Raw genomic sequence first — 13,124 nt, 5'->3', positions numbered from 1 at the left:
GTATAGATGTGCAAACTTCTAATAAGAACGCACATAAAAGCCGGTCCATCATGCAAAAAAACATCACGTCTTTAGGCTCGTTGAACTGGGATGACCTCAAGTTCTTCCTCGAGGTTGCCCGCACTCGCAAGGCCAGTACCGCAGCCAAGCGCCTGGCGGTGGACTACACCACCGTGTCGCGACGCATCAGTTCGCTGGAAACCTCGCTGGGCACGTTGCTGTTCGAAAAGTCCCGGACCAGCGGTTTCGTCCTGACTGCCGAAGGCCAGCGGCTGCTCGGTTACGCCGAATCGATCGAAAGCACTCTGCACATGGCCTGCGAGCAGGTTTCGGGCTCCGGCGTGGCGTTGTCCGGGCATGTGCGCATGGGCTGCACCGAAGGGTTCGGCAGCTTTTTCATCACACCGCAGCTAAGCCATTTCGTCGACGCCTACCCGGCGATCTCGGTGGACATCCTGCCGCTGCCGCACTTCATCAGCCTGTCCAAACGCGAGGCAGACATCGTCATCGCGCTGGAGCGGCCGGAACATGGCCCGTATGTCTGCTGCAAACTCTGCGACTACCGACTGCAGCTGTATGCGACCCAGGATTATCTGGACAAGCACCCGCCGATCCGCCGCCCGGCAGACTTGGGCAAGCATCAATTCATCAGTTATGTGGACGATCTGGCGTTCAGCTCGGAGCTGCTGTACCTGGCGAATGTGTTGCCTGGTGCCAGTGCCAATCTGCGTAGCACCAGCGTGATTGCGCAGTTCGTAGCCGCTCAGCAAGGACGGTCAATGGCGATTCTGCCGTGCTTCCTGGCGGCTCAGGATCCGCAATTGCTGCCGGTGTTGCCGCAAGAGATCACCATTACCCGGCAGTTCTGGATGTACTGCCGCGAGGACCTGCGCAAGCTCAAGCGGATCACCCTGTTGTGGGATTACATCCGTGCCGTTACCGAGCAGAATCAAGCGCTGTTGATGGGGGAAAGTCGGGAAATGTTGTTCGCCGATTAATCCGCGCTCACTACGATCGACACCCGACGGTTCTCGGTGCGTCCGACCGCGGTGTCGTTGGAAGCGACGGGCTTACTGCTGCCCAGGCCGCGCAGTTGGATGTTTTCTTCTTTTATGCCGACGGTGGCCAACACCTTGCCGACGCTATTTGCGCGACGCAGAGAAAGCTGTTCGTTATAGGATTCTTTGCCTGACGCATCGGTGTGGCCGTCGATCCTCACCCGTTCGATTTCCACACTCAACAACGCCTTGCCAATGCGCTCCACGATCTCGGTACTGGCAGGATTGAGGCTCTCGACATCGCTGCCGAACAAAACTTTGCCTGACAGGCCATAGGCCCAGCCATCATCCGTCATTTCGAAACCTTGCTGCTTGAGCACAGCGATCTGCGCCGGGGTCAGGCCCTTTTGCGGTGCCGTCTGGCAACCGGTCAATGCCAGCAAGGCCAGGAACAGGGAGATCGTGAAAAGTCGCAGAGAACGCTGATTGAAGGTGAACACAGACATTAGCTCCTGGTTTGAACATGGGCGACAGGGAGCTCCGCTCCTGCCGTTTGCTGCGCGCCTCGGGAAAGGCGTTTGGCCTGGTACATCGCGGCGTCGGCAGCATCGAGCAACTCGCCCGGTGTGACCCCATGATCGGGGTACACGGCGATGCCAATACTGAGTGAAGTCAACACCTGGGTACTGCCCGGCAACTGGATGGGTATTTCCATGCTGGCGATGATTTTGTCAGCAATCCGTTCGGCGTCTTCGGCCTTGTGCAGCGGTGTGAGCAGGATTGCAAACTCGTCGCCACCCAGACGCGCAACCAGGTCCTCTTCACGCAGTTGCGCACGAACCCGGGTTGCCACGGCGACCAGCACCGCATCGCCGGCAGCGTGTCCGAAGTTATCGTTGATCTCCTTGAACCGGTCGCTGTCCAGGAACAGCACGGCCACTCGTTCATCGAGCTTGCCGGCATTGCGCAAGGCACGCATCAGGCGGCCTTCGAAAAATGCTCGATTCGGCAGTCCGGTCAGGCTGTCATGGCTGGCTTGGTGGGCCAGGGTCTCGTTTTCGCTTTGCAGGTGGGTCTGCCAGGATTCGAGTTCATCGAGCAAGGCATTGAAGTCATTACCCAGATTGTCGAGTTCGGCAATGTCGGCGGGCGGTACGCGCTGGTCAAAGGCTCGCTCGCTGCGGGCGGCGTGAGCCACAGTAGCCAGGCTGCGCAAAGGGCCGGTGATCCCACGCAATTGCCGCCGCGCCAGATAGAGCGCCACCCAGGCACTGATGGCGGTACACAAGACGATTCCCATCAGACCACTGAGCAAAAAGCGCATCAGGCTGCCACCGTGCCCGACCAGCAGGATACTGCCGATTTCCTGACCTTGATGGACGATCGGCATGCTGATGGGCTTTTCCAGAATCACCCGGGCGATCTGCATTTCAAGATCGGAGAGCAACCCCTTTTCCGGTCGTTGCCAACGTGCAAGTAACTCGCCTTGCTCGCCCAGGACCTGTGCGTCGGCCACTTCTTCGATGGACGCGATCAACGCCAGCGCCTCAGTGGCGGCGACCTTATCGTTGAACACCACCGCGGCTTCCACGGTGTAATTGATCGAACGGGCGATCAGATGCAGGTTGTGATCGGCATAAACCCGCAAGGCCAGCACCCCCAGCAGGGTCAACGAAACACTGGCCATGGCCACGCCCACCAGGGCGACGATCAAATGTCCACGACCTATAACCGACCCCAAGGTCGGACGTATACGGGATTTGAATAGACTCATGGTGCCGCCGGCTTGCGACGCGACAGTTGCAGCACACTGGGATGGATGCGCACACCGCTTCGGGCGACTGAGTCTAGGTTGACCTCGAAGGATACTTGTTCATCGCCGACCCGCAGGCAGAACAGACTGCCGACGGTGCATTGATCGCCGCCTTCGCTGATGCTCACCACCGGGCGTCCTGTCAGCGAGGCGAATAGCCGACTGCGCTCGTCGCTGGTCAGCTTGCCGATGTACACCGCGTCGCATTCACCGGCAATGGCCGGGTTGTCGGCCAAAAGCCGTTGCACGGTGACAGGCCGACCAGTGGCCTGGGTAGTGCCCTTGACCAGATCGTCGGTGTACTCGGTAGGGCCGACTATGCACAGACGCAACTGTTGAGGCTCAACAGGCCACCGGGCATAACTGAGGATCCCGAGCACCACCTGAGTGACTGATCTGGCACGCTGGTCTGCCTTGCTCTCGACGGTTTCAGGCTGAGCGAAGGCAACGCCCGTCAACAAACAGAGAAGGCCGGCAAGCAGCACTTGCTTGCAGCCAACAACGCGCTCTGTCGCCCAGACAGCCACCTTCATGCAGGGATTCTCTTCGATCGCAACGAAATGATGCCGCAACGATAGCACAGCACCGAAACACCAGCGAGGCCACGCACCACGGCACCTCGGACAGATTCCGTCGTCTGCTCCCCCTTTTCAGTGACCCGGCTCGATCCCCTCTTCCAGCTCCAGCATCAGCCCGCTCAAGCGCTTGACCTTACGCCGCACGGCCTCTTCGAATACGCCGGCACGAGGCTCAATCAGGGTGAACCAGTGTTTGGCCCGGGTTATGCCGGTATAGATCAGTTCCTTGGTGAGCACAGGGTTCAGGGCATCCGGCAGAATCAGCGCCGTATGGGCAAATTCCGAGCCCTGGGATTTGTGTACGGTCATGGCGTACACGGTGTCGACATCGTTGAGCCGACTTGGCAGGACAAAGCGCACACCGCCTTGACCATCGTTGCGCGGGAAGGCCACACGCAGCACTTGCCGTCCAGCATCGGGGCCTTCACGTTCCGGCAGCTTGAGGGCAATGCCAATGTCGCCGTTCATCAAACCCAGGCCATAGTCGTTGCGGGTCATCAGCACGGGCCGACCTTCGTACCATTGGTGGTCGCTGTCGATCAGCCGAGCCTTGAGCAGCGCGTCGGTCACTCGCTGATTCAAGCCTTCCACACCCCAAGGCCCTTTGCGTACCGCGCACAATAGCTGGAAGGCGTCGAAAGCTTGCAGGACCACACGAGCCCAATGGGTCCAGCGTGGATCGTCCAGCGGGCTGTCGAGCGGCGGCCGCTGGCTACGCAAAAGATTCAGGTAATGCCGATAACCTTGCGGTCCCTCGCCATGGCCTTCGAGCAGTAAACGCTCCAGCGCCCGGTCCTGCTCACCCTTGAGGGGCAGGGAAAATACGTCACTATGGCTTCCAGCCGCCAGTAACTTGCGGGCTTCCTCGGGTTGCTGCCGGTTGACCCAACGGGCCAACTGACCGATGCCGCTGCCCTCGCCGAAGCGCCGTGAGTGACGCAACATCACGACTTGCTGAGCCAGGGGATGCACTCCGTTGATGTCTTCGTGCAAGTCGCTTGCACCAAGGTTTTCCCCGCTGACTGACTCCAGCCACTGGCATGTCTGCGGGCTGTACCAACCAGCTTCGGCATCGCGGCACAGATCGCCCAAGACGGCACCGGCCTCTACCGACGCCAGTTGATCCTTGTCACCGAGCAGCACCAGACGAGCATGGGCCGGCAATGCGTCGAGCAAATTGGCCATCATTTCCAGGTCGATCATCGAGGCTTCGTCCACCACTAATACATCCAGCGGCAAGCGATTGCCAGCGTGGTGCCGGAAATGCCGGGTGCCGGGACGACTGCCGAGCAAACGGTGCACGGTGGTCACATCCGACGGGATCTTCTCCCGCACCGTTTCAGCAACTTCCAGGGTTTGAACCTGTTGGCTGATGGATTCGGTCAATCGTGCGGCAGCTTTGCCAGTGGGTGCCGCGAGACGAATGCGCAGTGGTTTGCCGGCTTCCACCGCGGGCGCTTGTAGCAATGCGAGCAAGCGCACGACCGTAGTGGTCTTGCCGGTCCCCGGGCCGCCGGTGACGATGCTGAATGCGCTACGGGTAGCCAGGGCGCAAGCAAGCTTCTGCCAGTCGATCACTTCATCAGGCCTGGCAGGGCCGAACAGGCCGGTCAGGCGTTGGGGCAAATCATTCGGTGTTGTTTCGTGTGCCGCCAGCCGCTGACGCAGGGCGTTATCAATGCGCCGCTCGTAAGCCCAGTAGCGGCGCAGGTACAAGCGTTTACCCGACAGCACCAACGGCCGATGCTGCGCGGCCTCGCGCCCGTCGACGGCCAGAGCCACCAAGCGGCTGGACGCCAGCACCTTGCACCAATGAGCCCCCTCCAGCGCCTCAAGCAATTGCGACGGCAGCAACATCGCGCCACTTTGCAGATCACCTTCCGGCGGCAGCGACAGAGCGAAGTCCGGCTCTTTCAGCGTTTCGAACAGATCCAGGCAAACGTGGCCGTGGCCCAACTGGTGACTGGTCAACGCGGCGGCCAGCAGCACCAGCGGATCATCGTCGGGGGCGAGTTCGTGGAGAAAGGCCACGAAGGCCTTGTCCAGCGCCCGTAGCCAACCGCGTTCGACCCAGCGCGTGAGCAGCAGCAACAAGTCATCTGCGCGACTCAGCGGGGCCAGGTCCGCCAGACTTTCGGCCGCCAACGGCGTGGGCAGCAAATCGGCGAAGGTGCGACTCATAGCAGTACTCCCTGTTCCCAGGCGGGTTCGGCCTTGGGCTCTGGCTTACCCTGGAACAACCGGTCCAGACGCTCGATCAGTTCCCTTGGCGGACGGGCGAAATACACGCCCTGGCTGGTCGCGCGAGTACCGCGAAGGAACAGATACAACGCCCCACCGACATGCCGATCGTAATCGTAATCGACCAGCCGCGCCTTGAGCTGGCGATGCAAGGCGAGCAGGTACAACACATATTGCAGGTCGTAACGGTTGTCCAGAATCGACTGCTCCATGGCCTGCTCGGTATAGGCCGCGTCATCGACGCCCAGCCAGTTGGATTTGTAGTCGGCGACGTAATAACGACCGTCGTGCTCGAACGTCAGGTCGATGAAGCCTTTGAACATGCCATTGAGCAGCACCGGTTCGGCGGCCACCCTGGCCACGCCGTTGTGGGTGTATTGGCGCACCAGTTCATCGAGCTTGAGCACATCGACTTTGTGGCTGGCGAACCAGAACTCCATTTCGACCCGATACTGGGTCAGTTGCTCGAACACCACCGGTGCCTGCCCGCCGCCAATGTGCAGCGGGGATTTGAGCAAGTGCTGTAGCCAGTCACTCAATGTCGTGATCCAGCCTTCCCAGCCACGGCGATTGCAGCGGCGGGCGATGGCGTCTTCCACCGTTTGTGGTGCAGCGGCAAAACCTTCGTCACCGGCCCACTCGAGCAATCCATGGAGAAAAGTGCCGGGGTTTGGCCCGCGAGGGAATCGATGGATATCAGCGCCGCCGGCAATCACTTCTCGCGGCGCTTGCGGATCGAGACGTTCGTCGTCAAAAAGCTTTTGTGCTTGCGGGCTCTCCGGCGCTTCGTCACTGCCCACGCTAAGACTGTCACCAATGCGCAGGGCGCTGTAGGAGGCGATCCACCAGTTTTCGCTGGCCTTGCGTTTGGGTATCAGCGGCGTAAGCAAGGTCGCTTCATTGCGCGGCGGATGGTAATGCTCGGCGCTCGCTTCAGGCATTTCACCGTAGTTCAGCGCCGGGCAGTTCTGCTGCAAATCTTCCAGCCAACGCCGCAACCCTGCCGACTCGGCCAATGGCGCACCACCGCCCAACAGGTAACCCAACGCTGAAAGGTGCAGCGTCGAGCCATTGTTATTGCCTCGCTTGAGGTCAGTCACACCGAGCCAGCAGGCATGTTGTGCCCGGGTCAGGGCGACATAGAGCAGGCGAAGATCCTCGGCCAAGCGTTCATCATCGGCTTGGACGATCAACTCCGGCGTCGGCTTCAAGCTCACTTGAGCGTTGCCCATCGCGTCGTGGTAATACAACGGCAAACGGCTGCCATCCACCGGTTTTGCCGAGCAGATGAATGGCAGAAACACCAACGGATATTCAAGCCCTTTGGATTTGTGAATGGTCACGACCTTGACCAGTTGCTCGTCGCTTTCCAGGCGCAGGATCTGTTCTTCGCCAGCCTGACCGGACAATGCCAGATGTTCGGCCAAATGCCGGATCAGCGCTTGCTCGCCATCAAGCTCGGCGGCGGCCTGCTGTAGCAGCTCGGACAGGTGCAGCAAGTTGGTCAGCACCCGCTCGCCATCGTTGCGCGCGATCAACGCCTGGGGCAGTTGGAAGTCGTGCAGCAAACGTCGCAGCATTGGCAGCACACCCTGTTTGCGCCAGAGCTCGCGATAACCGCGGAACTGCATGACCCGCGCTTCCCACGCCAGTTCGTCCTGATTCAGCCGTTCCAGTTCAGCCAGCGAAAGGTTCAGTGTGATGCAGGCCAGCGCGGCGCGGAGGGGACGCTCGACATCCGGCTCGGCACACGCCTTGAGCCAGGTCAGCAGGTCATGGGCTTCCTGCGCGGCGAACACGGAGTCCTTGTCTGACAGGTAAACACTGCGCACGCCGCGGGCAGAAAGTTCGCCACGCACGGCCTGGGCCTCTTTGCCGTCGCGCACCAGAATTGCGATATCCGATGGCAGTAGACCTTTGAAGTTCTTACCGTCCTGGATGAAGCCAGTACAGCCTTGCTGACCGCCATTGAGCAGCGCGGTGATTTCACTGGCGCAGGCGGCGGCCAATTGTTGCCGATACACCGCGCCAGACAGTGGCTGATCGGCGGACAGGTGCCAGATGTTCAGGGCCGGTACAACCTGACCATCAATCTGCAGGACTTCTTTGCGCCCCTGGGATTCGACGGGCAGGAACGGGACCGGGTTCTCGCCACTTTTCTCACGGAACAGGAATGCTCCGCGTCCCTGCCCACGAGATTCGGCGCGCTCGAACACATGGTTTACCGCACTGACCATGCCATGACTGGAACGGAAGTTGGTGCCCAGGGTATGCAGGCGGCCAGTGGTGGCCTGGCGGGCACGCAGGTAGGTATAGATGTCGGCTCCGCGGAAGGCATAGATCGCCTGCTTCGGGTCACCGATCAGAAACAGACCGGTTTCGGGATTGTTGTCTTCGATGCGATAAATGCTCTCGAAGATTCGATACTGCACCGGGTCGGTGTCCTGGAATTCGTCGATCAACGCGACCGGGAACTGCTCGCGGATCAGTGTGGCCAGGCGCTCACCGCCGTCAGACTGCAAAGCCGCATCGAGGCGCAGCAGCATGTCATCGAAGCCCATTTCCGCGCGGCGACGCTTTTCCTCCTCGAACCGTGCACCCACCCAGTGAGCGGCGTGTTGCAGCACGGCGGCATCGGGGGTCGGCAAACTATCGAGACTGGTCTTGAGACCGGGCATTGCATCGAGACCGGGATGACGGGGAGCTTCACCCTTCCAGGCTTCAGCCATGCCATCGGGGGTCAGGCGAGTGAAGCCGGTGCCAATGTCCAGTTGCTCGAGAGATTCATCTTCGGCCCAGGCCCGGAGCTTTTCGAACCAGGGTTCGAAGTAGCGCGGCTGCATCTTGCGGCCATCGACGCTCTTGCTTGCGACACCCTGGTGACAGATGGCAAGCAACTCATCCGCCCATTGGCGCCAGGGCATCTTGAGTTCGAGTAAAGCAGCCCGTCGCTCCTGCAGGCACTCGGCAATTAACTCGGCAGGCTCTTTACCTTCAACGCTGTCACGCTCACTGGCAAACAACCCACGCACTCGCGGCAGCAACGCCGCCGGGCCACCCCAATTGCCGCGAACCCAGTTCAGTGCATCGCCTTGCATTGGATAACAGAACAGTCGCCAGTAGTCGCGCAAGACTTCGCCGAGCAAATCACTATGATCGGTTTCCAGGGTCTGGGTGAACAGGCTGCCACTGTCGAACGCATGTTCGCGCAACATGCGCTGGCACCAACTGTGGATGGTCGATACCGCCGCTTCATCCATCCACTGGGCGGCGATGTCCAGGCGGTTTGCACAGCCGGACCACTGTTCGGGGAGGTACTGCTCGCGCAACTCGGCAATGAGGCTATCCGGTGCCGGTGTCTCATCGCGGAAAAACCGTGCGGCTTCGGCCAGCCGTGTGCGAATACGTTCGCGCAGCTCTTTGGTCGCGGCATCGGTGAAGGTCACCACGAGGATTTGCGGCGGCAGCAACTCACGGCCAAAACCACTTGATTCGCCGCCGTGGCCAAGGACCAGACGCAAGTACAGCGCAGAAATAGTGAAGGTCTTGCCGGTCCCGGCGCTGGCCTCAATCAGCTGGCTGCCACGAAGCGGGAATGCCAGGGCCAGCGGTGTTTTCGTGGTCATGCGCGCGCCTCCTCGCTGGTCAATGAACGCCAAGGGGCTTCAAGCAGAGGCCGATACAAAGCGTCGCACCAATCGGGGAAGGTTTCATCGGCAATCAGAGCATCGTAGTCGGCGAATTGCCGAGCGAGTGCCGGGCTTTCGCGGCGCTCGCCGTCAGTGGTCTGGTCGTCGCCTTCATAAGTCTTGCGGGCAGCGGCGTCAGCTTTGGCCGGGTCGGTTTGAGCGAGCCAGGCGAACGCTGTTTTTACTGCAATCGGCAGCGGCTGGCGCATGCCCGTTTGCCAAGCCAACAACAGGTCGCCCAGAACCCGGGATGCTGCGGCCTCCTCCATCGGACCGAGCAGCAAACTGTCGTCGCTGGCCACCAGCGCGGTGGTCATCGGCATGCCGCTGGCACAGGCAACCAGGTGATTGACCCAAGGTCGCATCAGGCGATGCCATTTGCGGGCCTTGATCGAACCGATGCTGTTGGGAATCGTAGTCACCGACAACAACCCGCCATCTGCGCGTTGATGCAGGCCACTGAGCCAGCCTTCCAGACGCAATCCTTGTAGTTCCAGACTCACCGGCAACGCGCTGGTGAGCGGGGTCGGCCATAACGCCAGAAGTTGCTGATAGCGCAGCAGCAGATCCGGCAGCGGCTCGATCAACTCTCGCTGAAGACATTCACCAAAACCGGCCATGGGCAAGAGCCCGCTGTTTTGCAGGCGTTTTGCCTGCGCCTCCAGTACCTGATCGGTTTGGTCCAGTTGCCCCAGTGCCGCTTCAAGCAAGCTGTCGCTGAGGCTATAGCGTTGCAGCGCGTCGAGTACAAATGGCTCTTCATCAGCCAAAGGCACTTCTGCAGCCTCGAAGAACACTTTGAGCCGGTGGCTGAAGAAATGTCGTACAGGGTTGCGCAGAAAATCCTGCAGCTGACCCAGGCTCAGCGGCTCGTCCTGGACGTAGGGTTCAAGCACTTCGATATCAGTCGCCAGATCACTGGCTTGATGTAGAACCTGCCACTCGCTGGCGTAGCTGAATAGATCATCGCCTTCATGAAAGTAGCGAGCGCTGAAAGGTTGCAGCGGGTGTTCCTGAGTCATGGACTCAAGCAGGTCATCATTATCATCGTGCAGTCGCCAGCCGCTGCCGAGATGATCACGCAACTGCCCTATCAACACCGAAGCAGGGCGCTCGCTGTTGTCCCGAATACTGCGGCCGACCCAACTGATATAGAGTTGGTCGCGTGCCGACAACAATGCTTCCAGCAATAGATAGCGATCATCTTCACGTCGGGAGCGATCACCGGGGCGATAGTCACTGCCCATCAGGTCGAAATCCAGCGGCGGCTGCGCGCGAGGGTAATCGCCGTCATTCATGCCAAGCAGACAGACCAGTTTGAAGGGGATAGCTCGCATGGGCATCAAGGTACAGAAATTAACGGCCCCGGCAAGGAAGCGCTGAGACAGGCGACCTTGGTCGAGACCCGCCAGCCAGGCTTCACGGACTACGGTCAACGGTAGTTCGTCGTGCAAACCTACGGACTCGCAGGTCTCAAGCCAGGTCTCACGCAGCTCTTCGAGTTGGGCCAACAAATAGTCGTCATGCTCGTTGCTGGCCAGGAAGAATAACTGCACCAAAGCTTGCAACCGCGAGCCCCATTGTTTGGGCGCTGCAGGTTGAGTGAGCTCCTGGTGAGCAACTTCCAATGTATCCAACAACGCCACCAAAGGGCCTATGAGCGCGGCATCCAGACCACCAATTTCGTCGTAGGGCTCGATCCCCTCGCAGGCACTGGCGCTGCCCACGGCATAACCCAGCAACATCCGTCGCAAACCGAAACGCCAGCTGTTTTGCTCCAGTTCCTCAGGCAGACCCAGGCCCGCGCGCTGCTCGGCGTTCATCCCCCAGCGAATGCCTGCACCTTCGATCCAGCGATGCAGGGTCGGCAGATCTCGTTCCTCTACGCCAAACCGGGCGCGTAATGCGGGAACGTCGAGCAGATCCAGGATCTCGCTGACAGGGAAACGACTGTCGGGAAGTTTGAGCAGGTGTTCGACAGCAATTAGTAGCGGATCCCGGCCTCGCTGGCCTTGATCCGCAAGTGTGAAAGGAATGAAGCGCGGATCAAAGCGATCAAGCTGACCAAAGACAGCACGGATGTGCGGGGCATAACTGTCGATGTCCGGGACCATCACGATTACGTCGCGAGGCCTTAGGTCTGGGTCAGCACTGAATCGTGCGAGCAACTGATCATGGAGTATCTCCACTTCGCGTTGAGCGCTATGGGCGATGTGAAAACGGATCGATTCGTCCTTTTTCAGATCGACAGCAGGCCAACGCTCGCGAGTCTCGTTCAGGGGACGCAACTCCAGGATGTCGTCCTGCAACTGATTGAGCATGTTCTGTGGCTGGCTTTCGCTGAAAAGATCGATGCGCCCGTCGCGAAACGCCGAGCGATAGCTATTGGGATCGTCGTAGCTGTCGAGCAGATTAATGTAGTCCCGCCCCTGCTTGCCCCACGCGGCCAGTAGCGGATGGGCATGCTGATGGAGCGTTTGCGCGTCGAGCACGACCGGCATGCCGCTCTTGCGAGCCTGGCGCTTGTACTGATGTCGCAACAGATCTTTATCAGCGACGATGTCTGCCCAATGGTGACGACATGGGTTGTGTACGCACAGCAAGACCTGGCTGAATCGAGCAAGCCCGGCAAGTGCTTCCAGGGCCTGAGCAGGCAGTGAAGAAATCCCGAAAACGATCACCCGCGAAGGCAATCCACTCGGCGCTACGTCGAGGCTATTGATGCGCTCGATAAAGCGTTGGTGGACGCCTGCGCGGCTTTGCGCCATGCCTTGTTCACCGACATCCAGCAACAGCGCACGCCACAGCTCCGCCTGCCAACAGTTGGCCGAGGTCAAGGCTTTGGCTTCGCCTCTCCCATTTCGTAACTGATGACGACCTTCTGCCCAGTCTTCGAGCCAATCGGCACGGTAGACCTGATATTGGTCGAACAGATCCGCCAGTCGCTCCGCCAATTGATAGCGTTTACGTAAGTCGGCGTCATGGGTAAGAAAGCGCTGCAGAGGTTCGAAGTGCGGTTGGTTGATCAACTGTGGCAACAGACGCATCAGACGCCAGGTCAGCGGGGCTTTATCGAGCAGGGATTTGACCGGGATTTCGTCACGTCCCAGCACCATGCGATAGAGCTGCCACATGAAGCTGCCCGGTAGTTGCACGTCGATGGCAGCGGCGATTCCGCAGCCGCCCGTGTCGTCATCTTCGGGGTCTTCGGCCAGTGCCAGCTTCAGCCATTGGGCGATGCCGTTGCTCTGTACCAGGGCGATTTCATTTTCCAAGGGAGCCAGCGGGTAACGCCGCATCCAGCTGACCACCAGGCTGCGTAACTCATCCAGGCGGTTGCCGTGAACCACCATAAAACCAGCACTGAGGGACGTAGCGTCCGGCATAAAGGCTTCCTTGGGAAAATACAAAAGCTAGGGCCGAACCTTAGCACTGTCATCAGACTGTGACAGCCGGGAGCGGTCCGATAATGCTGTACGAACTTTCCTGCGGACAAAACAAAACCCCTACCTGCATACGCAGATAGGGGTTTCGGAATTTAATCTTGACGATGACCTACTCTCACATGGGGAAACCCCACACTACCATCGGCGATGCATCGTTTCACTGCTGAGTTCGGGATGGGATCAGGTGGTTCCAATGCTCTATGGTCGTCAAGAAATTCGGTAGCCAAGTCGTGGGCCCTTGCGGGTTCACGCTCCAGCGAATGGGTATGCGATAGTTGGGTGTTTTGTGAGTGTCACGAACTTTCGGTTCGGTTCGTCTTCACACACCGCAATCTGGTGCTCTCTCGCCTTTTCAGCTC

The 13,124-nt window shown here is 59.7% G+C and carries 7 protein-coding genes and 1 rRNA gene; 1 reads left to right on the top strand and 7 read right to left on the bottom strand.

Annotation, left to right across the window (positions count from 1 at the left end; all coding sequences use genetic code 11):
- Positions 1–50 precede the first annotated feature (50 nt).
- Positions 51–998: a LysR family transcriptional regulator gene (locus tag ACZ89R_RS21820; protein WP_123498813.1), complete on the top strand. Its 948-nt coding sequence runs from the start codon at positions 51–53 to the stop codon at positions 996–998.
- On the opposite strand, the gene yfiB is transcribed toward ACZ89R_RS21820, so the two are convergent.
- From yfiB to rrf, 7 genes are all read right to left on the bottom strand, one after another.
- Positions 995–1,504 carry an outer membrane lipoprotein YfiB gene (yfiB, locus tag ACZ89R_RS21815; RefSeq protein WP_429544616.1) on the bottom strand — a complete coding sequence of 170 codons (510 nt, stop codon included), beginning with the start codon at positions 1,502–1,504 and terminating at the stop codon, positions 995–997. The genes ACZ89R_RS21820 and yfiB overlap by 4 nt on opposite strands.
- The gene (dgcN, locus tag ACZ89R_RS21810; protein ID WP_123498809.1) at positions 1,504–2,772 is read right to left on the bottom strand and encodes a diguanylate cyclase DgcN/YfiN; all 1,269 of its coding nucleotides are present in this window, start codon (positions 2,770–2,772) and stop codon (positions 1,504–1,506) included. The genes yfiB and dgcN overlap by 1 nt, the downstream gene beginning before the upstream one ends.
- Entirely contained in the window at positions 2,769–3,344 is a 576-nt protein-coding gene (gene yfiR, locus ACZ89R_RS21805; protein WP_123498807.1) for a regulatory sequestration protein YfiR, read from the bottom strand. Before yfiR ends, dgcN begins: the two co-directional genes overlap by 4 nt.
- A 117-nt stretch (positions 3,345–3,461) precedes the next feature.
- The gene (gene recD, locus ACZ89R_RS21800) at positions 3,462–5,570 is read right to left on the bottom strand and encodes an exodeoxyribonuclease V subunit alpha (RefSeq protein WP_429544617.1); all 2,109 of its coding nucleotides are present in this window, start codon (positions 5,568–5,570) and stop codon (positions 3,462–3,464) included.
- Complete coding sequence (gene recB / locus ACZ89R_RS21795) at positions 5,567–9,256, bottom strand: exodeoxyribonuclease V subunit beta (RefSeq protein ID WP_429544618.1); 3,690 nt, start codon at positions 9,254–9,256, stop codon at positions 5,567–5,569. Before recB ends, recD begins: the two co-directional genes overlap by 4 nt.
- Positions 9,253–12,705: an exodeoxyribonuclease V subunit gamma gene (gene recC, locus ACZ89R_RS21790; protein ID WP_429544619.1), complete on the bottom strand. Its 3,453-nt coding sequence runs from the start codon at positions 12,703–12,705 to the stop codon at positions 9,253–9,255. Before recC ends, recB begins: the two co-directional genes overlap by 4 nt.
- 156 nt (positions 12,706–12,861) lie before the next feature.
- Positions 12,862–12,977 (bottom strand): 5S ribosomal RNA (rrf, locus tag ACZ89R_RS21785).
- Positions 12,978–13,124: the final 147 nt, after the last annotated feature.

This window comes from Pseudomonas sp. TE3728 (assembly GCF_056279145.1).
The sequence above is the reverse complement of the archived record's forward strand: the minus strand, read 5'-3'. Positions and strand labels throughout refer to the sequence as shown.

Coding starts and splice junctions, on each gene's coding strand:
- recC (WP_429544619.1), bottom strand. CDS start 12,705: ATGCCGGACGCTACGTCCCTCAGTGCTGGTTTTATGGTGGTTCACGGC.
- dgcN (WP_123498809.1), bottom strand. CDS start 2,772: ATGAGTCTATTCAAATCCCGTATACGTCCGACCTTGGGGTCGGTTATA.
- yfiR (WP_123498807.1), bottom strand. CDS start 3,344: ATGAAGGTGGCTGTCTGGGCGACAGAGCGCGTTGTTGGCTGCAAGCAA.
- ACZ89R_RS21820 (WP_123498813.1), top strand. CDS start 51: ATGCAAAAAAACATCACGTCTTTAGGCTCGTTGAACTGGGATGACCTC.
- recD (WP_429544617.1), bottom strand. CDS start 5,570: ATGAGTCGCACCTTCGCCGATTTGCTGCCCACGCCGTTGGCGGCCGAA.
- yfiB (WP_429544616.1), bottom strand. CDS start 1,504: ATGTCTGTGTTCACCTTCAATCAGCGTTCTCTGCGACTTTTCACGATC.
- recB (WP_429544618.1), bottom strand. CDS start 9,256: ATGACCACGAAAACACCGCTGGCCCTGGCATTCCCGCTTCGTGGCAGC.